Annotated in this window: 17 protein-coding genes; 16 read left to right on the plus strand and 1 reads right to left on the minus strand. The window is 63.7% G+C overall.

All coding sequences use genetic code 11. The features are described 5' to 3' along the window. Positions 1-80 precede the first annotated feature (80 nt). The 11 genes from cbiE (at position 81) to AC19YY_RS09600 (ending at position 12,371) form a co-directional block, all read left to right on the plus strand. On the plus strand, positions 81-1,286 hold the full coding sequence (gene cbiE / locus AC19YY_RS09550; RefSeq protein WP_500604104.1) for a precorrin-6y C5,15-methyltransferase (decarboxylating) subunit CbiE: 1,206 nt from the start codon (positions 81-83) through the stop codon (positions 1,284-1,286). Further along, the gene (locus AC19YY_RS09555; RefSeq protein ID WP_500604105.1) at positions 1,283-1,993 is read left to right on the plus strand and encodes a cobalt-precorrin-6A reductase; all 711 of its coding nucleotides are present in this window, start codon (positions 1,283-1,285) and stop codon (positions 1,991-1,993) included. Before cbiE ends, AC19YY_RS09555 begins: the two co-directional genes overlap by 4 nt. A gap of 272 nt (positions 1,994-2,265) precedes the next feature. Then, positions 2,266-2,661, plus strand: a complete 396-nt coding sequence (locus AC19YY_RS09560; protein WP_172312622.1) for a DUF2946 domain-containing protein — start codon at positions 2,266-2,268, stop codon at positions 2,659-2,661. A 45-nt stretch (positions 2,662-2,706) separates the two neighbouring features. Continuing rightward, positions 2,707-3,189 (plus strand): copper chaperone PCu(A)C, encoded by a 483-nt coding sequence (locus tag AC19YY_RS09565; RefSeq protein ID WP_169952081.1) that lies wholly within the window; start codon positions 2,707-2,709, stop codon positions 3,187-3,189. Positions 3,190-3,207: 18 nt separating this feature from the next. Then, the gene (locus AC19YY_RS09570; protein ID WP_169952083.1) at positions 3,208-3,630 is read left to right on the plus strand and encodes a DUF2946 domain-containing protein; all 423 of its coding nucleotides are present in this window, start codon (positions 3,208-3,210) and stop codon (positions 3,628-3,630) included. A gap of 94 nt (positions 3,631-3,724) precedes the next feature. After that, positions 3,725-5,800 carry a TonB-dependent copper receptor gene (locus AC19YY_RS09575; protein WP_169952084.1) on the plus strand — a complete coding sequence of 692 codons (2,076 nt, stop codon included), beginning with the start codon at positions 3,725-3,727 and terminating at the stop codon, positions 5,798-5,800. Positions 5,801-5,951: 151 nt separating this feature from the next. After that, a complete protein-coding gene (locus AC19YY_RS09580) occupies positions 5,952-7,334 on the plus strand; it encodes a PepSY-associated TM helix domain-containing protein (protein ID WP_500604106.1) in 1,383 nt (460 codons plus the stop codon). 153 nt (positions 7,335-7,487) lie between these two features. Next, complete coding sequence (locus tag AC19YY_RS09585; RefSeq protein ID WP_500604107.1) at positions 7,488-9,596, plus strand: TonB-dependent receptor; 2,109 nt, start codon at positions 7,488-7,490, stop codon at positions 9,594-9,596. A gap of 35 nt (positions 9,597-9,631) precedes the next feature. Continuing rightward, positions 9,632-10,420, plus strand: a complete 789-nt coding sequence (locus AC19YY_RS09590; protein WP_169952090.1) for an ABC transporter ATP-binding protein — start codon at positions 9,632-9,634, stop codon at positions 10,418-10,420. Next, a complete protein-coding gene (locus tag AC19YY_RS09595; protein WP_500604108.1) occupies positions 10,417-11,364 on the plus strand; it encodes an ABC transporter substrate-binding protein in 948 nt (315 codons plus the stop codon). The genes AC19YY_RS09590 and AC19YY_RS09595 overlap by 4 nt, the downstream gene beginning before the upstream one ends. Further along, positions 11,361-12,371, plus strand: coding sequence for a FecCD family ABC transporter permease (locus tag AC19YY_RS09600; protein ID WP_169952094.1), 1,011 nt, complete (start codon positions 11,361-11,363; stop codon positions 12,369-12,371). The genes AC19YY_RS09595 and AC19YY_RS09600 overlap by 4 nt, the downstream gene beginning before the upstream one ends. A gap of 14 nt (positions 12,372-12,385) precedes the next feature. Here AC19YY_RS09600 and AC19YY_RS09605 read toward each other — a convergent pair whose 3' ends face one another. Beyond that, the gene (locus tag AC19YY_RS09605; RefSeq protein ID WP_500604109.1) at positions 12,386-18,301 is read right to left on the minus strand and encodes a DUF4329 domain-containing protein; all 5,916 of its coding nucleotides are present in this window, start codon (positions 18,299-18,301) and stop codon (positions 12,386-12,388) included. Positions 18,302-18,596: 295 nt separating this feature from the next. On the opposite strand from AC19YY_RS09605, the gene urtA reads away from it, so the two are divergent. From urtA to urtE, 5 genes are all read left to right on the plus strand, one after another. Next, positions 18,597-19,862 (plus strand): urea ABC transporter substrate-binding protein, encoded by a 1,266-nt coding sequence (urtA, locus tag AC19YY_RS09610; protein WP_169952098.1) that lies wholly within the window; start codon positions 18,597-18,599, stop codon positions 19,860-19,862. 159 nt (positions 19,863-20,021) lie between these two features. Then, positions 20,022-21,524 carry an urea ABC transporter permease subunit UrtB gene (gene urtB, locus AC19YY_RS09615; protein ID WP_500604110.1) on the plus strand — a complete coding sequence of 501 codons (1,503 nt, stop codon included), beginning with the start codon at positions 20,022-20,024 and terminating at the stop codon, positions 21,522-21,524. Beyond that, positions 21,524-22,603 (plus strand): urea ABC transporter permease subunit UrtC, encoded by a 1,080-nt coding sequence (gene urtC / locus AC19YY_RS09620; RefSeq protein WP_500604111.1) that lies wholly within the window; start codon positions 21,524-21,526, stop codon positions 22,601-22,603. Before urtB ends, urtC begins: the two co-directional genes overlap by 1 nt. Then, positions 22,600-23,460 carry an urea ABC transporter ATP-binding protein UrtD gene (urtD, locus tag AC19YY_RS09625; RefSeq protein WP_463671612.1) on the plus strand — a complete coding sequence of 287 codons (861 nt, stop codon included), beginning with the start codon at positions 22,600-22,602 and terminating at the stop codon, positions 23,458-23,460. The genes urtC and urtD overlap by 4 nt, the downstream gene beginning before the upstream one ends. A gap of 133 nt (positions 23,461-23,593) precedes the next feature. Then, a complete protein-coding gene (gene urtE, locus AC19YY_RS09630; RefSeq protein WP_029297740.1) occupies positions 23,594-24,292 on the plus strand; it encodes an urea ABC transporter ATP-binding subunit UrtE in 699 nt (232 codons plus the stop codon). Positions 24,293-24,298 lie beyond the last annotated feature (6 nt).

The following is a 24,298-nucleotide window of genomic DNA, read 5'->3' on the forward strand; positions in this document are numbered from 1 at the left end:
CGGGTAAAGGCGCGGTATTATGCCTGCTTTGTCCGGCGGCATGAAAAGCCTGCCCGTCGGATGTCGTTCAAGGAATCAATATGTCGCCCTGGCTGACGGTAGTAGGCATCGGTGAAGACGGCTTCAAGGGCCTGGGCAGGAATGCCCGGCATGCTCTGTTGCGCGCCTCTCGTATCATTGGCGGCCAGCGCCAGCTGGATTTGCTGCCGGTGTGCATCCGTGGCACACGCGAGCTATGGCCCAGCCCGTTTTCCCTGGAGCCGCTCTTGGCGCGGCGCTTTGAGCCGGTCTGCGTGCTGGCCAGCGGCGACCCGATGTTCTACGGCGTCGGCGCCAGCCTGGCACGGCAGGTGGCGGCGGATGAGCTGTTGATCCTGCCAGCGCCCTCGTCCGTATCGCTGGCGGCGGCGCGCCTGGGCTGGCCATTGCAGGACGTGGTGACGCTATCGGTGGTCGCCCGCCCGGTGGCCGCGCTCAATGCCCATCTGGCCAGTGGCGTGCGCTTGCTGGTATTGAGCAACGACGGCCAGAGCCCGACCGCCATCGCCGCGTTGCTGCGCGCCAGCGGGTTTGGCCCGAGCCGCCTGAGTGTGTTTGAACACCTCGGTGGCACCGCCGAGCGGCGCATCGATGGCCACGCCGAAGGCTGGCAAGACCCACCGATTGCCACGCTGAACCTGATCGCCATCGACTGCCTCGCCGACGCCAATACCCCACGCCTGTCACGCCTGGCCGGCCTGCCGGATGCGGCGTTCAAGCATGACGGCCAACTGACCAAGCGCGATGTGCGGGCCATGACCTTAGCGCGCCTCGCCCCGACTCCCGGCGAATTGCTGTGGGATGTGGGCGCCGGCAGCGGCTCCATCGGCATCGAATGGATGCGCGCCCACCCCAGCTGCCGCGCCCTGGCAATTGAAGCCGACGCCGGCCGCCAACAGTTGATCGAACACAACCGCGAGGCCCTTGGCGTGCCTGGCCTGCAATTGATTCGCGGCAGCGCGCCCCTGGCCCTGGCAGGGTTGGAGGCGCCCGATGCAATCTTCATCGGCGGCGGCGTAACCCGCGACGGCGTGCTCGATACCTGCTGGCAACACCTGCGTCCCGGCGGACGGCTGGTGGCCAATGCCGTGACCCTGCAAAGCGAGATGACCCTGATGAACTGGCGCGCACAACACGGCGGCGAACTGACCCGCATCCATGTGGCCCAGGCCCAGCCCCTGGGCGAATTCGACACCTGGCGCCAGGCGCTGCCCATCACCTTGCTGGAAGTGATCAAGCCGCTATGAAGCGCATCCTGCTGCTGGGCGGCGTGACTGAAGCCCTGGCCATCGCCCGCACCCTGGGGCCCCAGCATATCTACAGCCTGGCCGGGATTGGCCGGGTGCCCACTGACCTGAGGTGCCAGGTCCGCGTCGGTGGTTACGGCGGTGCCGAGGGGTTGGCGCAGTTTGTCCGCGCCCAGAACATCAGCCTGATACTCGACGCCACCCACCCCTACGCCGCACGAATCAGCGCCAACGCCGCCCAGGCAGCGCGCTTGTGCACGATCCCCTGCTGGGCCCTGCGCCGTCCCGCCTGGCAGCCACAACCCGCTGATGACTGGCGCGAAGTCTGCGACTGGGCCGGGCTGATCGAGGCCTTGAAACCCTTCCACCGCCCACTGTTCACCCTCGGTCGCGAACCGCTGCAACACCTCGACGAAATCCCCGCCGGGCAGTTCTGGACCTTGCGTGCGCTGGACGCCTACCCCGGCAACGAACGCTGCGAAGTGATCGGCGCCCGTGGGCCGTTTTTGATCGAGGACGAACGGGCGTTGTTCGAACGGCGGCGCATCGATGTATTGATCAGCAAAAACAGCGGCAGCAGCGCCACCGAACCCAAGCTGCAAGTGGCCCGCGAGCGCGGCATACCGGTGGTGGTTTTGCAGCGGCCGGTGTTGGCGGGGGTGGATCGGGAGTTTTTGACGGTCGATTCGATATTGCAGGCCTTATAGAACAACACTGCTCAAATGTGGGAGCGGGCTTGCCCGCGATAGCGGTGTATCAGTCAACATATTTGATCCTGACATACCGCAATCGCGGGCAAGCCCGCTCCCACATTTAGGACTGCGGCGTTTTCACGATTGGTATTCCTGCGTTCGCGTCTATCATGATAAGCACAGCGCCTGACATCACTGCGACACCAAACCACACCAGCAACTTTTACTTATGCCCCCCGATCAGGCTAAATACCCACTTGATCGCTTAACCCTACGGATTGTCCGCCATGGCCCGTCAACGCTTTGCATTTGCCTGGATCGCCTGCCTTGCAGTGCTGTTCAATGCGTTTGCCATGCCGATGGCTGGGGCGATGCAGCAGGGCAAAAGCCCTACCCAGCAATTGCTGTGGGGCAGTTTCTGCTCGTCCACCGGCAGCAAGCTGGTGGCGATGTCCCTGGGCACGCTGGATGTACCGGCGCCGCAGCAGGACGAGCATTCCAGCATGCAGCATTGCTGGTGCTGTTCGGGCTCGGCGCCATTGGTGGCGCTGCCGGGGCATGTGCCGCAGTTGTATCTCACCCGCTTCGACCCGGCGCCTGGCCTGCCATCGCCTGCCCTGCAAGCCCCGACCCCGCGCCAGCAATGGCCGAGCCTCAACCCCCGCGCCTCTCCAACCGTTTGATCACTTCGCAATTGAACTGCGTTTGAATCGTTCTGGAGAACTGCCATGCTCAAATCTTCCCTGCTTCTGGCGGCCTTGCTGCTGCCTGTGTTCAGTGCTGCCAATGCCGATGACTACAAGGCCGGCGACCTGCTGGTAAGCGATCCCTGGTCCCAGGAATTGCCGCCCAATGCACCCACGGTTGCCGCCTACTTTGTGATCCATAACCAGGGCGAAGCCCCGGACCGCCTGCTCAGTGTCGATACGCCGGTGGCGGCCAAGGCCGAGTTGCATGAGCATGTGATGCAGGGCGACCTGATGAAGATGCAACAGGTGCCCAGCGTGGCCGTGCCGTCCAAGGGCGAGCTGACCTTTGCACCGATGGCCTATCACGTGATGCTCCTGGATCTTAAAGATCGCAGCCAGTTGCGCGACGGCCAGCACTTCCCCCTGACCTTGAACTTCGAAAAGGCCGGGCCGGTAAAAGTGCAAGTCTGGGTACAAAAAGTGCCGCCGATGGCCAACCACGAGCACCAGCACGCCCAGTAACTACCCCAGGTCGCTCCCATGGGTGCTCCCGCCAACAGCTCGACCCTGCGCCGCCGCCAGCCCTTGAGGCTGGCCCGCGGCAGTTGGATCAGCCTGTTCGCCATGCTGATGATCTTTATCGGACCGCTGATTTCCCAAGCGATGCCGATGGACCATCACGCCGGCATGTCCATGCAGATGTCCATGGACGACATCTGCCATGCCGCCCCGCAGCACCCGGCCGGGCATGCCAAGGCCCCCGCCGCCGACCACGTGATGTGGGAGAAATGCGGCTATTGCAGCCTGTTGTTCAGTTGCCCGGCCCTGCCTGGCAGCGTGTCGTTCGTGGCCCTCGGCAGCCCGCCGCCGGCCACCGGCCTGATCCCCGCACCGCGCCTGGGCCATGCCCGGCAGAGCATCTTCCCCGGCGCCCGCAGCCGCGCACCGCCCAGCCAGTCGTAGACCGCCAATAACACACAACTTCGCACGGCCGCCTTCACACAGACAGCCGCAGGCTGCTGGCCGTGTTGTTTACGACTGATTGATGGAATTTTTCATGTCCAGGTTTCCTGCTGACACCCGTATGGGATGTACCCCTGTGCTCGCCGTTTTGTGCGGCGCACTCTTGGCGCCACAGGCGTATGCCGACGACCACGCCGAGCACCGCAACGAGCTGAGCCCGACGGTGATTACTGGCGTCGCTCCCAGCTCCCCGCTGACTATCGTCACCAACCCCAAGGACCCGCGCCAGCCGGTGCCGGCCAGTGACGGCGGCGACTACCTCAAGACCATCCCAGGCTTTGCCCTGGTGCGCAACGGCGGCACCAATGGCGACCCGGTACTGCGCGGCATGTTCGGCTCGCGCCTGAACATCCTCACCAACGGCAGCATGATGCTCGGTGCCTGCCCTGGCCGCATGGACGCGCCCACCTCCTATATCTCCCCGGAAACCTACGACAAGCTGACCGTGATCAAAGGCCCGCAAACCGTACTCTGGGGCCCCGGCGCCTCGGCCGGCACGGTGCTGTTCGACCGTGAGCCGGAGCAGTTCGGCGAACTGGGTACCCGGGTCAACGCCAGCATCCTCGCCGGCTCCAACGGGCGCTTCGACAAAGTAGTGGATGCCGCTGCCGGTGGCTCGCTCGGCTATATCCGCGTGATCGGCAACCAGGCCCACGCCGATGACTACAAGGACGGCAACAACGACACCGTCGCCTCGCGCTACGACAAATGGAACGGCGACGTCGCCCTCGGCTGGACCCCGGACGCCGACACCCTGCTGGAGCTCACCGCCGGCCGTGGCGATGGCGAAGCTCGCTACGCCGGGCGTGGCATGGACGGCTCGCAGTTCCTGCGCGAAAGCCTCGGCCTGCGCTTCGAAAAATCCAATATCGGCGAGGTGCTGGACAAGGTCGAAGCCCAGGTCTACTACAACTACGCCGACCATGTGATGGACAACTACAGCCTGCGCACGCCATCGGGCACCGGGATGATGGCCGGGCCCATGGCGTCCAACGTCGACCGCCGCACCCTCGGCGCGCGGATCAAGGCCACCTGGCGCTGGGCCGATGTGCAACTGATCAGCGGCATCGACGCGCAGACCAACGAACACCGCCAGCGCAGCAGCGCCGGTGTCGACACCTACAAGAACCTGCCGCGCACCAAGGACGCCGACTTCCATAACTACGGGGTGTTTGGCGAGTTGACCTGGTACGCCGCCGACAATGACCGGTTGATCACGGGCGCCCGCCTGGATCGCGCCTCGGCCAAGGATTACCGCCAGCGCACCGGCAGCGGCATGATGAGCCGCGCCAACCCGACCGCCGGCGACACCCGCGCTGACACCCTGCCATCGGGTTTCGTACGTTATGAACATGACTTGGCCGACAGCCCGACCACGCTCTACGCCGGCCTCGGCCACGCCGAACGCTTCCCGGACTACTGGGAGCTGTTCTCCCCCGGCAAAGGCCCGGCGGGTTCGCTCAATGCCTTTGATGCAGTCAAGCCGGAGAAAACCACCCAGCTGGACTTCGGCCTGCAATACAAGACCGCTGAGCTTGAAGCCTGGGCCTCCGGGTATGTCGGCCAGGTGCGCGACTACATCCTGTTCAACTACACCCCGGGGATGATGGGCATGACTTCCCAGGCGCAGAACATCGATGCGCGGATCATGGGCGGTGAGTTGGGCGCCGCCTACAAGCTGACCTCCAATTGGAAAGCCGATGCCACCCTGGCGTATGCCTGGGGCAAAAACAGCAGCGACGGCAAGGCCCTGCCGCAAATGCCGCCGCTGGACGCGCGCTTCGGCCTGACCTACAGCGAAGACGACTGGAGCGCCGGCGCCTTGTGGCGCGTGGTGGCGGCGCAAAACCGCATCGACCAGAACAAAGGCAACGTGGTCGGCAAGGACTTCGCCAAGAGCGGTGGCTTTGGCGTGTTCTCCCTCAACGCGGCGTACCGCATCAACAAGAACTTCAAGGTCAGCACCGGCGTCGACAACCTGTTCGGCAAGGCCTACGCCGAACACTTGAACCTGGCCGGCAACGCCGGGTTCGGCTACCCGGCCAACGACCCGCAAGCTATCAAGGAGCCAGGGCGCACGCTCTGGACCAAGGTGGATATGAGCTTCTAAACACATCGCGGGCAATCCCCCCTGTGGGAGCCGGCTTGCCGGTGATGGCGTCCTCAAGGGCCTCATCGCCGGCAAGCCGGCTCCTACAGGGTGATTGCCCGCAATAGCGTCATCAATACCCATAACATTAGAGTCCTTGCGGAGCGCCCTGATGAACCCTCCAAAGATTTCCTTCTACAACCTGGCCTGGCGCTGGCATTTCTACGCCGGGCTGTTTGTCGCGCCCTTCATGGTGTTGCTGGCAGTGACCGGCATCATCTACCTGTTCAAACCCCAGCTTGACCCGCTGATGTATGCCGACCTGCTCAAAGTCGAGCCCGCCGCGCACGTCCTCAGCGCCGACGAGCAATTGCAGCGCGCCAAGGCCGCCTACCCACAAGCCACCCTCAGCAAATACCTGCCGCCTGTGGACGCCAGCAGCAGCGCGCAATTTGTCCTGCACAACGCCGGCCACGAACTGACCGTGTTCGTCGACCCCTATCGCGGCAACGTGCTCGGCGAGCAGGACGCGACCTACAACCTGCAAGCCATCGTCCGTGCGCTGCACGGTGAGTTGATGATCGGCACCACCGGCGACCGCCTGATCGAACTCGCGGCGGGCTGGGGCGTGATGCTGGTGGTGTCCGGCCTGTACCTGTGGTGGCCGCGCGGCAGATCCGCCGCCGGGATCCTGTGGCCGCGCCTGGGCAGTCGCGGGCGCCTGTTCTGGCGCGACCTGCATGGGGTCACCGGCTTCTGGGGCGCCGCATTCCTGCTGCTGATGATCCTCAGCGGCCTGACCTGGACCGGCTTCTGGGGCAAGCAATACGCCGATCTGTGGAACCACTTCCCAGCGGCGATGTGGAACGACGTGCCGCAGTCCGACCAACAGGCCCGCAGCCTCAACACCGCCACACAACAGACCGTGCCCTGGGCCCTGGAAAACACCCCCATGCCGATGTCCGGCGAGCATGCCGAACACATGCAGCACGGCGGCATGCACCATGGCCCGGCCGCCCCGGCGATCAGCCTGCAACAGGTGGTGGACCTGGCCACCGCACGCCAGGTCGAGCCGGGCTACAGCGTCACCCTCCCCACCACGGCCACGGGCGTGTTCACCATCGCCGTGTTCGCCAACGACCCGCGCAATGACGCAACCCTGCATGTCGACCAGTACACCGGCAAGGTCCTGGCCGATGTGCGCTGGGAACACTACAACACGGTGGCGCGGGTCACCGAGTCCGGGGTGATGCTGCACGAGGGCAAGATGTTCGGGGTGGTCAACCAGATCATCGTGCTGCTGGTGTGCCTGATGATTCTGCTGAGTTCGGTCAGTGGCCTGGTGATCTGGTGGAAGCGCCGGCCACAGGGCGGCCTAGGGGTGCCGCCGTTGCGCCACGACCTGCCGAAATGGAAAACCGCGATGCTGATCATGCTGGCCCTGGCGATCATTTTCCCGCTGGTCGGCGCCTCGCTGATCGTGGTGTGGGTGTTGGATCGGCTGGTACTGGCGCGTTTTTTCAAGCAACGTGAATCGGCCTCATCTTCTGCATGAGGTAGGCGAGATGCCCTACATAGAGGCGTTATGTAGTCTTACGCGGGCTTTCATCCCTAACGTAAGAAGTGTTAACTTATAACACTTACTGCACCGTCCCCACTCGCCGCGCTCAGCGGCGAGTACCGTCTCGAAGAAGCGATCTGTCGTCCGATGAACAAGTACCTTGCCAGCGGCCTGTGCCTGCTTGCCTTGCAAAACAGTGCCCAGGCCCTGACCCTGCCCGTCAGCCCCGTGACCGCCCCGGCAGTGGACAGCGCACCTGTCGACCTCGACACCCCGACCACCGCCGGCTCGCGCCTGGGCCTCAGCGCCCGGCAAACCCCCGGCAGTGTCGAAAGCCAGACCGGCGAGCAGATCCGCGAACGCGGCGACGCCAGTGTGCAGGACGCCATCTCCCGCGCCACCGGCATCAGCCGCACCGGCACCCCGGGCGACGGCGGTACCTCGCTGCAAGCCCGTGGGTTTGCCGGCCAGGGTTCGGTGATGCAGTTGTATGACGGCAACCGCCTGTACAACGGCATGGGCACCTCGACCTTCCCGGTCGACACCTGGGCCGTCGAACGCGTGGACGTGCTGCGCGGCCCGGCATCGGTGCTGTATGGCGAAGGCGCCACCGGCGCGGTGGTCAATACCGTCGCGAAAAAGCCCTTTGAGGGCGAGATCGAAAACCACATCCGCCTCGGCTACGGCTCCTATGATCGCCAGCAACAGGCCCTGGACAGCGGCGGCTCGCTGACCGATACCTTGAGCTATCGCCTGAACCTCAACCGCCTGCGCAGCCATGGCTTTATCGACCGTGGCGACTCGGCCAGCGATTTTGCCAGCGGCGCCCTGCGCTGGCAGGCCGCCGACAACCTGAGCTTCACCCTGGCCCACGACTACGGCGACCAACGCCCGCAGAACTATTTCGGCACGCCGCTGCTCAACGGCCACCTGCACAAGGGCCTGCGCGACAAGAACTACAACGTCAGCAACGACACCCAGCATTACAACGACCAGTGGACCCGCCTGAGCAGCGAGTGGCAGATCAACGACAGCCTGAGTGCGCGCAACGAGCTGTACTACCTCAAGGCCCAGCGCCGCTGGCAGAACGCCGAGAACTACAACTTCAGCGCCGGGCAACTGACCCGCAGCGGTTTTTTTGGCATCAAGCACAACCAGGAACAGGTCGGCGACCGCCAGACCTTTACCTTCAAACACACCCTGTTTGGCCTCGACAGCCAGACCGTGACCGGCGTGGAATACAACCGCATCCGCTTTCGCCTGGCCAGCAACTCACCGTTTAACGACGTCGTGGACGGTGGCCAGCCCATCGATGTGAAACACCCGGCCCAGGCCCCGTTTGAAAGCGCCGATCCGTTCCTGCCGGTGTTCGCCACCACCACCAAGCAGTTCGCAGGTTTTGCCGAAAACCGCCTGCAACTGAGCGAGCGCCTGTCCCTGGTCACCGGCATTCGTCGCGACTACGTGCACCTGGACCGCGATGAACTGCGCAGCGCCGAGCGCAGCGACAAGACCCTGACCGGCAACAACTGGAAGGCCGGCCTGGTGTTTGCCCTCACCCCGGACACCTCGGTCTACGGCCAGTACGCCACCAGCACCGATGGCGTCGGCGGGCTGATCTCTCTGAGTTCAAGCCAACAGGCGTTCGACCTGTCCACCGCCAAGCAGACCGAAATCGGTATCAAGCAAGCTTTCTGGGACCAGCGCGGCGAGTGGGCCCTGGCGGCCTACCATATCGTCAAAAAGAAACTGCTGACCGATGTGCCGGGCAACCCGCAGTTCAAACAGCAAGTGGGCCAGCAATCCTCCGACGGCCTGGAGGCCAGCCTCGACCTGCAACTGCCCCATGCCTGGCAACTGCAGGCCAATGCGGCCATCGTGCGGGCGCAATATGACGACTTCCAGCAGAACGTCGGCGGCGTGCAGGTCTCGCGCGACGGCAATCGCCCGGTGGACGTGCCGCGCCGCACGGCCAACCTGTGGGTCAGCAAGGCGGTGAGCGACGACATCCGCGCCGGTGCCGGCGTGCGGTATGTGGATGCGCGCTACGCTGACATGGCCAACCGCAATGAGCTGCCCAGCTACACCGTGGTCGACGCCACTGTTTCGTGGAAAGCCCTGCGCAACACGACATTGGGCCTGCAATTGAATAACCTGTTCGACCGCACCTATGCCGTGAGCCAATACAATGACGGCCAGCAATGGATACTGGGTGAACCGCGCTCGTTCTTTGTGACCGCGGACTACACCTTCTAACCACCCCTGGATCGCTGTTTGACTTGAGATTTTTGATGCCCACACTCAACCTCAACCACCTCGCCTGGTCCCCCCTGGGCCATGGCCACTGTCATCACCAGTTCCACCTGCGTGATGCCAGCCTGCAGGTGGGTGCCGGGGAGTTTGTCGGGTTGATCGGGCCCAATGGCAGCGGCAAGACCAGCCTGTTGCGCTGCGCCTATCGCTTCAGCAAGCCCGAGCAGGGTGAAGTGCATCTGGATCACCAGAATGTCTGGAAGCAATCCTCGCGCTGGTGCGCCCAGCGCATCGCCGTGGTGCTGCAGGAGTTCCCCGACGCCTTCGGCCTGCGGGTCGATGAAGTGGTCGCCATGGGCCGCACCCCGCACAAAGGGCTGTTCGACAGCGATACCCTGCACGACCGCCAACTGATTCAGCACGCCCTCGAATCCGTCGGCCTGCTGGGTTTTGAGGACCATGCCTTCGCCACCCTGTCCGGCGGTGAAAAGCAGCGCGTGATCCTCGCCCGCGCCCTGGCCCAGCAGCCGCAACTGCTGATCCTCGACGAGCCGACCAACCACCTCGACCCACGCTACCAACTGGAGCTGCTGGGGCTGGTCAAGCGCCTGCAGATCGGCACCCTGGCCAGCATCCACGACCTGAACCTGGCCGCCGCCTTCTGTGATCGCCTGTACGTGATCAACCATGGCCGCATCGTCGCCAGCGGCACGCCCCACCAAGTGCTGACCGCCGAGCTGCTGCGCGAGGTGTTCGGTGTCGAGGCACTGATCGATACCCATCCACTTTCCGGCTACCCGCGAATCACCTGGATAACCCAACCATGATCCTGCGTTCCCTGCTGTGCCTTACCCTGCTGTGCGGTGCGACCCAGGCCTTTGCCGAGGCCACCCGCTACCCGTTGAAGATCCAGAGCTGCAACCGCGAGGTGATCTTCAACCAGGCCCCTGAACACGCGGTCAGCCACGACATCAACATGACCCAGATGATGCTCGCCCTGGGCCTCAAGCCGCGCATGGTCGGCTACAGCGGCGTGACCGGCTGGAAGGCGGTGACCCCGCAAATGGCCACGCTGCTCGACGGCCTGCCGGAGCTGGCGGCCAAGTACCCGTCGGTGGAAACCCTGCTCAACGCCAATGTGGATTTCTTCTTCGCCGGCTGGGACTACGGCATGCGCGTGGGGGGCGACCTCACCCCGCAGACCCTGCAACCGTTGGGCATCAACGTGCTGGAGCTGACCGAATCCTGCGCGTTCGTGATGAAGCGCCCGGCAGCAACCCTGGACGACACCTATAACGACCTGCGCAACCTGGGCCGGATCTTCGACGTGCAGAACCGCGCCAACGCCCTGATCGCCCGGATGCAGGCCCAGGTCGCCGCTGTGCAGAAAACCCTGCCCGCCGCACAGCCACGGGTGTTCCTCTATGACAGCGGCGAAGACCGCGCCATGACCTCCGGCCGCCTGGGCATGCCCCAGGCGCTGATCGCTGCCGCTGGCGGGCGCAATATCCTCGACGATGTGGACGCCAGCTGGACCCGGGTCAACTGGGAGACCGTGGTGGAGCGCAACCCCCAGGTGATCGTGATCGTCGACTACAGCGAAATCACCGCCGAGCAGAAAATCCAGTTCCTGCTGGATAACCCGGCCCTGCAATCGGTGGACGCGATCAAGCAGCGGCGCTTTATCGTGATCCCCTACGTGCAGGCCACGCCTGGGATCGACAATGTGCTGGCGGTGGAAACCCTGGCCAAGGGGTTCCACGGCCAATGATCGAGCGCCGCTATGCCCTGCTGCTCGCCGCCCTTGGCGCGGTGCTGCTGGTGTCCTGTGTGGTCTCGCTGGGCTTCGGTTCGGCGCGGGTGCCGGTGGACGTGGTGTGGCGGATCCTGCTGCACAAGGCCCTGGGTATCGGGGCGGTGGACTGGTCGGTGGGCCAGGAACATATCGTCTGGCTGATCCGCGTACCGCGCATGTTGCTCGGGGCGCTGGTGGGTGCCGGGCTGGCGCTGATTGGCGCGGTCTTGCAGGCGGTCACGCGCAACCCACTGGCCGATCCGCACCTGCTGGGGGTGACCTCGGGCGCTACCCTGGGCGCGGTAATCGTAGTGCTGCATGTGGGCGAAATCATCGGCCTGCTGACCCTGCCCATCGCCGCCTTCATCGGCGCGCTACTGAGCATGCTGGTGGTGCTGGCGGTGGCCAGCCGCAATGGTCGGCTGGAGAGTGATCGCCTATTGCTGTGCGGGGTGGCGGTGTCATTCGTGATGATGGCGGCGGCCAACCTGCTGCTGTTCATGGGCGACCATCGCGCGGCGTCGGCGGTGATGTTCTGGATGCTCGGCGGCCTGGGCCTGGCGCGCTGGGAGCTGCTGGCGATCCCCAGCGCCACGGTGCTGCTGGGCCTGCTGTTGCTGCTGGGCATGGCCCGCCCGCTCAACGCGCTGATGGCTGGCGAGCAGACCGCCGTGACCCTGGGCCTGAACGCGCGCAATGTGCGCCTCAAGGTGTTCTTGATTGCCTCGCTGATGACCGGCGTGCTGGTGTCGATCAGCGGCTCCATCGGGTTTGTCGGGCTGATGGTGCCGCATATCGCCCGGCGCCTGGTGGGCGCCGAGCACCGGCGCCTGTTGCCGGTGTGCGTGCTGGTGGGCAGCCTGTTCCTGGTGTGGGTCGATGTCGCCGCCCGCACCCTGATCGCCCCCGAGGACCTGCCGATTGGCGTGGCCACGGCGGCGATTGGCGGCCTGTTTTTTATTGGCCTGATGCGCAGGCGCTAAGCTCAGGCGCCGGCTTACAGCTCATCCCGGTCGCGGATGCTCAATGCTTCATCGATCTGGGTTTCTTCGGTTTGGTTGCGCGGGTCGACCTGAGCTTCCACCGTGCGCCCCTCGTTGCGCCAGAGCGCATCCCGATCCAGTACAAAAAGCTGGCCATAGCCGGTCACGCGCTTGAGGAACTCACTGGGCTGGAGCCTCACACCCAGCTGCTGGGTTTGGTCTTCCATCTGCGAAAAGCTCGGAATGTATTTGAGTAGCGCCCCCTCGCGAACCGACAGGTAAAGGCTTGCCGGGCGCTCTGCATGCGCACGCAACACCCGCAGGAACAAGCTCAAGAGTGCCGGGCCGACAAAGTTGTTGAGCAGCCGCTGCTCCTGGGGATCGTTGCTTTGCGAGGGCGGCATGGCGCCGTAGATCAGTTGTGCGGCGACCACTTGGTACTGCGTCGGGAACACCGGCTCAGGCACCGGGTGCTCAGTCGGTTGCACCAGCGGCTGTACCGGCCCATCTGGCCCGGTGTAAAACAGCGCCAGCTGCTGCGCCGTGTCGAGCCCGGCCACTCGCGGCAACGTGGCGACAAACGAGGTGCGCGCACGATTGCCCAATATCGCGGCAAGGTACTCCTGGCCACGATACGGCGCGAGCCTGCGCTGTACATCGCGGGCAGCATCGTCGGCATGGGAAAAGAGCGGGCCACAGGCCCGCCAGGTTTCCTCGAAACCTGGCCCCGTACCCGGTTGCCAATCGGAGGAAACCCGTGTCGTGCCAGCCCACACCCGGCCCTCGATCAACACATCCAGATTGCCCCGGGCAACCAGGCTGCGCACGTGGTCAAGCATGCGGGCATTACCCAGCAGCAACTGCTCGCGCAATACCTGCAACGAGCCGAGCGTGTCCAGTTGCTCATCGCTACTGAGGTACTGATACCTGAGCAGCGCGCCGTCCGGGCACGACAGGTAGAGGCGCAGTTTCTTGTCCTTGACCGCGTGCTGGGAGAAACGCAGGCCCGTATCGAAATCCGTGGGCAGGAAGAACGCCTGGTGCAACGGATCCTCCGCCGGCGTCAACAGCTCATTGGTGGCGCAGAGGTAGAGACCTTCCAGGGCATACCCCTGGGGAAGCAGGCCTTGGGGGAACACCTGGCTATAGTCGCGATAGCTCGCACGCACCAGTGGCAGGCTGACCATATAAAGCCCCAGCTTGGGCGACTTGAAAACGTAGCCGAACTGCAAGCTCTCACCGGGCCTGCACTGCTCATGGGCATAGCGCACCGCGTCCTGCTCCTGGGTGAAGAGCGGGCTGAACGGCGGGTCGGCCACGGCGTTGCGGATCAACAACGGCTCGGGCCAGATGACGTTGGCAACGAAGGGTGCTGTGACCGTGCGCGGCATGCCCCACACCACGCTACCGTCCACCACGCGCAATGTACCGGCCTGGGCCAGCCGGGTGACGAACTCGATCGGGGTCAGCGTGCCGTCGCGCATCTGCCGCTCGACAAGGTTATCCAACAGCTCGGCACGTCGCGGCTGCAATGGCTGCAGGGCTGTTTTCAACTGATCCTCAAGGGCTGTGCGGCTACGGGTGTAACTGAGCACGCAGCCGTCGGTGCCTAACAGGTACTCGCGGGTCAGATGCACGTCCCGCGACTGCAGCGATGCGCCAATCACCCGGGTGGAAAGCATATTGCGGTAGACGCTCTTTTGCGTGGCCTCCAGGGCAAACGGCAACTCCCGCGCAGCACTGGTGCGGTAACGCGCAACAATTGTATGGCCCGCCGGAAAACCTCCCACCGAGACCACCTCATCGGGGAAAATCCACTTGGGATCGAAATCTTCGCGAGGCACTTTCAAAGGTTCTGTGGCCACGAACAGGCCGTCAGGGCGCTTGAGCACCAAGCCTCCCAGCAAGCCGTTATCGTGATCACCCAGCCGTGAGCGAGCATGGCGCACTGCGTCATCCTGTTCCTGGAAAGCCGGGCCCAGGCGACGGCGGGTGAAACGCCCATAGGGACGCCATAACGTGGCGTTTTCGATGACCAGCCCCCGTCGATCCCAGCACTGGCTGCTGTATAACACCCGCAGGTCACCGGCCTTGGCGATCAGCGTGACAAACCGGCGGATATCCAGGGAGCCGTCATGCAGGCTCATGCCCTGGATCGTCACACCGGCGCCATCAATGCCCTGCTTGAGCATTGACGAAGCCTGGGGTTGATACCGCAACAAGGCGCCGTCCAGTGTTGACACATACACAGGCAATACGGCGGGCCCCGCAGAAGATCGCGGCAAATGCCGGGCATCTTCTTCGGCACGCAACAGCAACTCGGGGGTGACAAAGAACTGGGTCAACCAGGCCTCGGAAGTGTTCAGCCCCACAGGCAGCCATTGCTGTGAATACAGCAGGCCCTTGAGCACAAAGCCCTTGGCGAAGTCGCCACCGGTCAGATACCCGAAGCCCCTGGAGGAGTCGCTCAACCAACGCCCGGGCGGCTTGATCGGCAACAGCTCGCTGACCACATATTCTTCGTGTTGCGGGTGCTTGAGAATGTAGGCCGTCGCCGCCTGTGCATCCAGGTTCCTGCCGTACCAGCGAATGTGCGCATTGAGCGCCGCCGCGTCCTGGCTGTTAAAGATTGCACCAAACGCCGGGGTTTGCAGATCGATCTGGGCATACTCGAAGTTGGGCGTCCAGTCGTCGTAGACCGTGCCACGCGGCCCCCATAACTGGCTACCGACAAGCACTTGCAGATTGCCCGCATCCGCCAGGCGGGTAACGATGTCCACCGGCTTGAGCTTGCCGGTTTCCAGGCGTTCGAAGTAACCATGCTGGCCGGGCTCGCGGGTGGTGTTGCTCAGCACCAGCAACTCATTGGCCGAGCCGCTGGGGGTGTAGCCGATCAGGTTGTTCGGCGAACCGCTCAGGTAAGCCGGCAGGCGGGATTCAATCACCGCCCGGATCTCCACATCCGAGAACATCGTGGCATTGACCTCAAGGTCCGCAAGGGTCCAGTCAAGGCGCCGCTGGCGGGCCAGGTCATTGAAGGACACCGCCCCATGGGAGGCGTAGCGCCCATGAATCTCATGGCCCACCGGAGGCACCAGCAAACCACCGCCCGGTCTCGGCAGCAGCAGGTCGGAGGAAAAGCCGTCGCCATGAATAGTCACAGGTTCGGTGAATAAAAATCGCCCGTCTGGCCTTTTGAGAATGTACCCACCAAAGGCCGTCCCTCGGCGAAAGCCGATCTTCTCGTGGGCAAGGCGCGCGGCATCATCGGCCGTCAGGAATGCCGCACTCAGCAGCGTGGTCCCCGAACCCAGCGGCAGACGCTCGCCGTCATGCATCGGCCCCAGTACGTTCCATAAGTCGCCCTGCTGAATCACCGTCAACTCGCCGGCACGAATCACCCGGTGCACGAACTCCCGGGACGACAACGTACCGTCGAGCAGTGCCGCCTGGTTGCCTTTGTCAGTCACCCTCTGGCCGACCACGCTAAACAGCTCGTTGGCGGTATCGGCACTCGGCACCTGCCAATGCAGCAGCGCCCGGTCAGGGGCTTGCAGATACAACTTGAGCCCCAACCCGGCGATCTGCAGCTTGGAGGTGGCAAGAGCCTGGCTCATGACCTCCACCCATAGCGCAGGTGGGGCAAACCGCTTATACAGCCAGGCTTCATTGGCCGGCAACGGCCTCGGCTCGGACGCAAACACATTACGGTAAAGGCCAACCAGGCGATAATTGGAGGGCAGTTTCGCCTGACCGTCGGCACGGGCAGGGAACAGACTGGCCAGGGTTGTGCCTGCTGCAACCGGTAGCGTCGCGATATAGCTCGGGGCATTCTGATGCTTGAGCACAAACCCCTGGTAAGCGCCCGCCGGCATGCCATTGATATGGTTCAGGGCGATCAGCGCGGCAACTTGCCCCGTGTTGGCCTGCGGCGTAAAGAACGGCTGCTCCTGCACGGTGTCCTTGGGAATGACCGGTTCGCCGACCCGCCACCCCCTGGCGACACGACCGCGAGCGCCGCCCCAGACACGGTTGGCCAACACCACCCGCAGGTCGCCCGCATCGGCAAAATTCCAGACAGTCCCTTCAAACTCGGTGATCGGCTGGATCGGCATCTCACCGGTCAATTGCTTGAGCAGCGTCTGCTCCGCCGTTGAACCGCTGCTCACATACTTGAGCAACGAGCCCTGCGGGCCTGACAGGTAGTGGGCCGGGGCAAACTCGCGGTTACCGATGACAAACGCCTGGTCGGCAGACGAGAAAAAGCTGATAAATATCTCCACCTCATCGGCCGTGAACTGAGTGTGCAACCCCTGCTCACCGGGAGAGCCCGCCGGGTGCGAGTGGTAAAAGGCGTAGCAGTCGAAGGGAGCCGGAGCAATGAAGTAGTCATGCTCATCGGTGGCCATGATGGCGCGAAAATCAAACTGTATCGACGCACCGGCCACCGGTTCTGTGGCGAAATAACGCGCGCCTTGTCGCAGCACCGCACCGCCATACTCCTTGTCGCGTCGCTCGCCGATCCGGTTGTGAGCCCAGCGCGCAGCATCATCGGCGGTGACAAAGGGCGGACTCAATACGGGTTTGGGAACCCTGGAGACGGCTCGCCACTGCGCGTCGACCGGGCCGAGCCTGTCCCAGATCTTGCCCGCCCGGATCACCGACAGATACCCGCCTGCCGCCACGCGCAGGACAAAGTCCCGAGGGCTCAGCGTACCCGCGAGCAGCGCCGAATCGATCTGGTTATCCACCACCTGACCGTCCGGCTCGACGCGAAACAGTTCAGTCTCGGCGGTCGAGAACGCGCACTTGTATTGCAACAACGCCCCATCATTGAGGTTGCGATAGAAAAACAGCTGACGCTCCGGCCCCAGCAAATCCCTGGACTGCACCCCATGGTAAAGCTGGGTCGCCAACTCCAGCGGGCTAAAAAAGTTACGGTACAGCCACGCGTCCCTGGACGGGAGACGCAGGGGCACCGGAGGGCGTCCCAGATAGACCGCCACCCAATGGAAGCTCTCGTGTGACACGCGCTTACCATCCGAGGTGCGCGGGAACAATTGCTGGATGGACACCGGTGCGGGCCCGCCAGCCGGGGGCTCGACCAGCACATAGTCCTCTTTGTTGGCATCCTTGAGGATAAAGGCGCGTTCAGGGTTGCGTTGCTGCAATACCTCCAGCAGGGCATCAAGCCCGGCGTACACCGGCCCGCAGGCCGGCAGCTCGTAGGTGCGCGAGACAAAGGCTGTGAACGGTCGCCATTGCCTGGGCACTGTGCCTGTCGAGCCCCCCCACAACGCACTCGGAACCACGATGGACAACTGGCTGACACTGGCGGCCTTCTTGAAGAAGGTCTCCGGTTTGTTATCGGCCGGGCCATCCGCATGACCGAAGTGCAGCTTTTTATCGAGCCACACACCAAAACGCTGCTCCTCAGCCGAGCCGGTGGTGACATATTTGAGCAACCCGCCATCGGGCCCAGACAGATAAGAGGCCGAAAAAAAACCGCGCTCCAAAATAAAGATGCTCAGGTCAATATCCGAAAAAAAGCCATTCAGCCCCCTGACCTGACGCTCGGAAAACTCAGGGTTGTTCTCTTGAAAATCATCGAACGCATCGGGATGAGAGTGGTAGTCGGCCACGCACCGATAGCCTTGTGGGTGCAGATACTGGCTATTGCTGTCGACTTTCAGCACCGTCCAGTAATCGAAGGTGTAGGCCCCGCCCGCTATCGGCTCGGTGGCATAGAAGTAGCCGTCCGCCAAGCTCTCCAGGATCACCCCGCCATACTCCTTATCGCGCCGGCTGCCGATCTGTCGATGGGCATAACGCGCCGCATCATCCATGGTGACAAAGGCCGGTCCCACTGGTGGCAGTACCACATCCGACTTCAAGCCGCTGCCGAACCAACCGCGTTTAGGTCGTTCCATGACATCCCCTCAAATATGCCCCGACCAGACGCTGGCCAGGGTCACGGCGATCTTTACCGTTGGCGCGAGCGCGAGGGCGCTAAATAGATATCCACCGCGCCACACGCCCTGCCCCGTTCGGGCGCACGCCACGCACCAGCACGCCCGGCAAGCCCTCACTTGGTGCAGTGCAACCGACCAGTGCAGCCCATGGCCCACATAACAAGGCAGCGCAGCCAATAGGCACAGCCTTTGCAAATGCTCTGGCAACGCCCCTATCCGCCCCCTGAAAATATTGAGTTCTGGAGACCGCACCATGAAGCGTCGCAGCTTGATCAAGGCTTTCACTCTGTCGGCATCCATTGCCGCCATGGGCCTGACCTGGACCGTCCAGGCCGCCGAGACCATCAAGGTCGGCATCCTGCACTCGCTGTCCGGGACCATGGCCATCTCCGAAACGTCCCTCAAGGACATGGCGCTGATGACCATCGACGAGATCAACGCCAAGGGCGGGGTGAACGGCAAGATGCTCGAAGCGGTGGTGGTCGACCCGGCCTCCAACTGGCCGCTGTTCGCCGAAAAGGGCCGGCAGTTGCTGACCCAGGACAAGGTCGCGGTGGTGTTCGGCTGCTGGACCTCGGTGTCGCGTAAATCGGTGCTGCCGGTGTTCGAAGAACTCAACGGCCTGTTGTTCTACCCGGTGCAATACGAAGGCGAGGAAATGTCGCCCAACGTGTTCTACACCGGCGCCGCGCCGAACCAGCAGGCGATCCCGGCAGTGGAATACCTGATGAGCGAAGAAGGCGGCAGCGCCAAGCGCTTCTTCCTGCTGGGCACCGACTACGTGTACCCGCGCACCACCAACAAAATCCTGCGCGCGTTCCTGCATTCCAAAGGCGTAGCCGACAAGGACATCGAAGAGGTCTACACCCCGTTCGGCCATAGCGATTACCAGACCATCGTGGCCAACATCAAAAAATTCTCGGCGGGTGGCAAGACCGCCGTGGTGTCCACCGTCAATGGTGACTCCAACGTGCCGTTCTACAAGGAACTGGCCAACCAGGGCCTGAAGGCGACCGAGGTGCCTGTGGTGGCGTTCTCGGTAGGCGAGGAAGAACTGCGCGGCATCGACACCAAACCGCTGGTGGGCAACCTGGCGGCGTGGAACTACTTCCAGTCGGTAGAGAACCCGGTCAACGCCAAGTTCGTCGCCGACTGGAAAGCCTACGCCAAGGCGAAAAACCTGCCGGGTGCCGACAAGGCCGTGACCAACGACCCGATGGAAGCCACCTACGTCGGCATCCATATGTGGGCGCAGGCGGTGGAGAAAGCCAAGTCCACCGACGTCGACAAAGTGCGTGAAGCCCTGGCCGGCCAGACCTTCGCCGCGCCGTCGGGCTACACCCTGACCATGGACAAGACCAACCACCACCTGCACAAGCCGGTGATGATTGGCGAGATCCAGTCCGACGGCCAGTTCTCGGTGGTGTGGCAGACCGAAGGGCCGATCCGCGCCCAGCCGTGGAGCCCGTACATCCCTGGCAATGACAAGAAGCCGGATCACGCGGTCAAGAGCAACTAAGCCCCAACCCACGAGCCCGCCCCCTGTAGGAGCTGGCTTGTCGGCGATAGCAGCGTGTCAGTGACAGATGAATCGACTGACACACCGCAATCGCCGGCAAGCCGGCTCCTACAGGGGGTAGGTGTTCACCCCGTCCGCGCATGTTCAGGACAATTTGTTATGCCCACTGCCCTCCACCGCTTCCTCCTGGCCTGCCTGCTGTTGCTGCCCCTGGCCGCACACGCCGGCGATGCCGAAGATTTCCTCGCCGCCAACCCGAGCCAACAGGCCAAGCTGTTGCAGGACTGGGCCGCCCAGCCTGACCCTGCGCGTATCGAGTTGGTCAACGCCCTGCAACAAGGCCAACTCACGGTCAACGGCGAAGCCAAGACCGTGCGCCTGAACAACCGCCTGCGCGGCCTGATCGACAATGTGCAAGCCAGCCAGCAACTGCTCGCCGCCGATCCCAAGGTGCGCCTGGCCGCCGCCCGAACCCTGCAAAAAAGCGCGCAACCGGCGCAGCTGAAATTCCTCGACCAACAGCTCGCCAGCGAAACCCATGACCAGGTGCACAGCGCCCTGAGCCTGGCCCTGGCCAACCTGCAACTGGTCGACACCGACCCGGCCGTGCGCCTGGCTGCCGTGCGCCTGCTCGGCAGCACCGGCGACCCGCTGGCCCGCACGCGCCTGGAGGCCCTGCTGGCGCCCGGCGTGGAAGCCGACGCCGCAGTACACACCGCGGCCGAAACCAGCCTGGCCCAGGTCAAGCGCAAGCTGCTGGTGGGCGAGATCCTCGGGCAAGCCTTCAGCGGTATGTCCCTGGGCTCGATCCTGTTGCTGGCGGCCCTGGGCCTGGCGATCACCTTCGGCCTGCTCGGGGTGATCAACATGGCGCACGGCGAGATGCTGATGCTCGGTGCCTACTCCACCTATGTGGTGCAGTTGCTGATGCAGCGCTATGTGCCCCAGGCCATCGAGTTCTACCCGCTGATCGCGCTGCCGGTGGCGTTTTTTGTCACCGCCGGCATCGGCATGGCCCTGGAACGCACGGTGATCCGTCACCTCTACGGCCGCCCACTGGAAACCCTGCTGGCCACCTGGGGCATCAGCCTGATGCTGATCCAACTGGTACGCCTGCTGTTCGGCGCACAGAACGTCGAAGTGGCCAACCCGGCCTGGCTGTCGGGCGGGATCCAGGTATTGCCCAACCTGGTATTACCATACAACCGCATCGTCATCATCGGCTTTGCCCTGTGCGTGGTGGTGCTGACCTGGCTGCTGCTGAACAAGACCCGCCTGGGCCTCAACGTGCGCGCCGTCACCCAGAACCGCAACATGGCCGCCTGCTGCGGCGTGCCCACCGGGCGTGTGGACATGCTCGCCTTTGGCCTCGGCTCGGGCATCGCCGGCTTAGGCGGCGTAGCCCTGAGCCAGATCGGCAACGTCGGCCCGGACCTGGGCCAGAGTTACATCATCGACTCGTTCCTGGTGGTGGTGCTCGGTGGCGTCGGCCAACTGGCCGGCAGCGTCATGGCCGCCTTTGGCCTGGGCATCGCCAACAAAATTCTCGAACCGCAGATCGGTGCCGTACTCGGCAAGATCCTGATCCTCGCGCTGATCATTCTGTTTATCCAGAAACGCCCGCAAGGACTCTTCGCACTGAAAGGACGGGTGATCGACTGATGAACCAGCCATTGATGCTCACGGCCGCGCAAAAGGCCGGCACCAAGGTGACGATTGCAGTGGGCGCGGTGATCCTCGCCGTGCTGCTGGCGTTGCCGCTGCTGTCGCTGCTGCCGGCCGATAACGCATTGCATGTCTCGGCCTACACCCTGACGCTGGTGGGCAAGATCCTCTGCTACGCCATCGTCGCCCTGGCCCTGGACCTGGTGTGGGGCTACGCCGGCATGCTGTCCCTGGGCCACGGCCTGTTCTTTGCCCTTGGCGGCTACGCCATGGGCATGTACCTGATGCGCCAGGCCGCCGGCAGCGAGTTGCCGGCGTTCATGACCTTCCTGTCGTGGACCGAACTGCCGTGGTATTGGCTCGGCACCCAGCACTTCCTCTGGGCCCTGTGCCTGGTGGTGTTGGCGCCGGGTTTGCTGGCGCTGGTGTTCGGCTTCTTTGCCTTCCGCTCACGGATCAAGGGCGTGTATTTTTCGATCATGACCCAGGCCCTGACCTTTGCCGGGATGCTCTTGTTTTTCCGCAACGAGACCGGCTTTGGCGGCAATAACGGCTTTACCAACTTCCGTAGCATCCTGGGGTTTGGCATCACCGAGCCGGGCACCCGCGCGGTGCTGTTCCTGGCCACGGTGCTGCTGTTGGTGGGCAGCCTGTTTATCGGCTGGCGCCTGGCCCGGAGCAAGTTCGGCCGGGTGCTGACGGCCCTGCGCGACGCGGAGAACCGCCTGATGTTCTGCGGCTACGACCCGCGCGGTTTCAAGCTGTTTGTGTGGGTGTTGAGCGCGGTGCTGTGCGGCCTGGCCGGTGCGTTGTACGTGCCGCAGGTGGGCATCATCAACCCCAGCGAAATGTCGCCGACCAACTCCATCGAGGCCGCCGTGTGGGTGGCCCTGGGCGGGCGCGGCACCCTGATCGGCCCGCTGCTGGGTGCCGGCGTGGTCAACGGCATGAAGAGCTGGTTCACCGTGGCCTTCCCGGAGTACTGGCTGTTCTTCCTGGGGGCGCTGTTCATCATCGTCACGCTGTATCTGCCCAAGGGCATCATCGGCCTGCTGAAGAAAAGGGGCGAACAATGAGAGTCACGGCAACCGACCAGTTCATGCTCGAACCGATCATCGAACCGAACCGCGACCAGGGCACCAGCCGCGACGCCATCGGCCTCGGCCAGGCCGCCGGCAAGGGCCTCAATACCCGCCACGGCACGATCCTGACCCTGGAAGACATCAGCGTCAGCTTCGATGGCTTCAAGGCCCTCAACGACCTCAACCTGTATATCGGCGTCGGCGAGCTGCGCTGCATCATCGGCCCCAACGGCGCGGGCAAGACCACCCTGATGGACGTGATCACCGGCAAGACCCGCCCCAGCCACGGCAAGGCCTGGTTCGGCGAAACCCTGGACCTGACGCGCATGAGCGAAGTGCAGATCGCCCAGGCCGGCATTGGCCGCAAGTTCCAGAAACCCACGGTGTTCGAGGCCCTGAGCGTGTTCGAGAACCTGGAGCTGGCGCAGAAGACCGACAAGTCCGTGTGGGCCAGCCTGCGGGCGCGCCTGAGCGGTGAACAGAAGGACCGCATCGATGAAGTGCTCGACACCATTCGCCTGACGACTTCGGTACAGCGCCCGGCGGGTTTACTGTCCCACGGCCAGAAGCAGTTTTTGGAAATCGGCATGCTGCTGATGCAAGACCCACAACTGTTGCTACTCGATGAACCGGTGGCCGGCATGACCGACGCCGAGACCGAGTTCACCGCCGAGTTGTTCAAGCGCCTGGCGGGCAAGCATTCGCTGATGGTGGTGGAGCACGACATGGGCTTTGTCGGCGCGATTGCCGACCATGTGACGGTGCTGCACCAGGGCAGCGTGCTGGCCGAAGGGTCGCTGGCACAGGTGCAGGAAAATGAGCGGGTGATCGAGGTGTACCTCGGTCGCTAAGCCTGATGCAATCCGCTTTATGTAGGAGCTGGCTGGCCAGCGATAGCCAGGGTGACTGACAGAGCGCCATCGCAGGCAAGCCGGCTCCCACATTTGATCCGGTTCCCACAGGGGAATTGAGGAGATTTTGAACATGCTGCAAGTCGACAAATTGCACCAGTACTACGGCGGCAGCCACATCCTGCGCGGCCTTTCGTTCGACGTGAAAGTCGGCGAAGTCACCTGCCTGCTCGGCCGTAACGGCGTGGGCAAGACCACCCTGCTCAAATGCCTGATGGGCCTGCTGCCCGCCAAGGAAGGCGCGGTGAACTGGGAAGGCAAGGCCATCACCGGGTTCAAGCCGCACCAGCGCGTGCACGCCGGTATCGCCTATGTGCCCCAGGGCCGCGAGATTTTCGGCCGACTGACGGTGGAAGAAAACCTGCTGATGGGCCTGTCGCGTTTTCCCGGCAGCGAAGCCAAGCAAGTCCCGGCGTTTATCTACGAACTGTTCCCGGTGTTGCTGCAAATGAAGCATCGGCGCGGCGGCGACTTGTCCGGTGGTCAACAACAGCAGTTGGCGATTGGCCGTGCGCTGGCCAGCCGTCCGCGCCTGTTGATCCTCGATGAGCCCACCGAAGGCATCCAGCCCTCGGTGATCAAGGAGATCGGCGCGGTGATCAAGAAGCTCGCAGAACGCGGCGACATGGCGATTTTGCTGGTGGAGCAGTTCTACGACTTCGCCGCCGAACTGGCCGATCAATACCTGGTGATGTCACGGGGGGAAATCGTCCAGCAGGGCCGCGGAGAAAATATGGAGGCCGAGGGTGTACGCGGCCTGGTTACCATCTAATCTGTA

The organism is Pseudomonas sp. MF09156 (assembly GCF_059862305.1).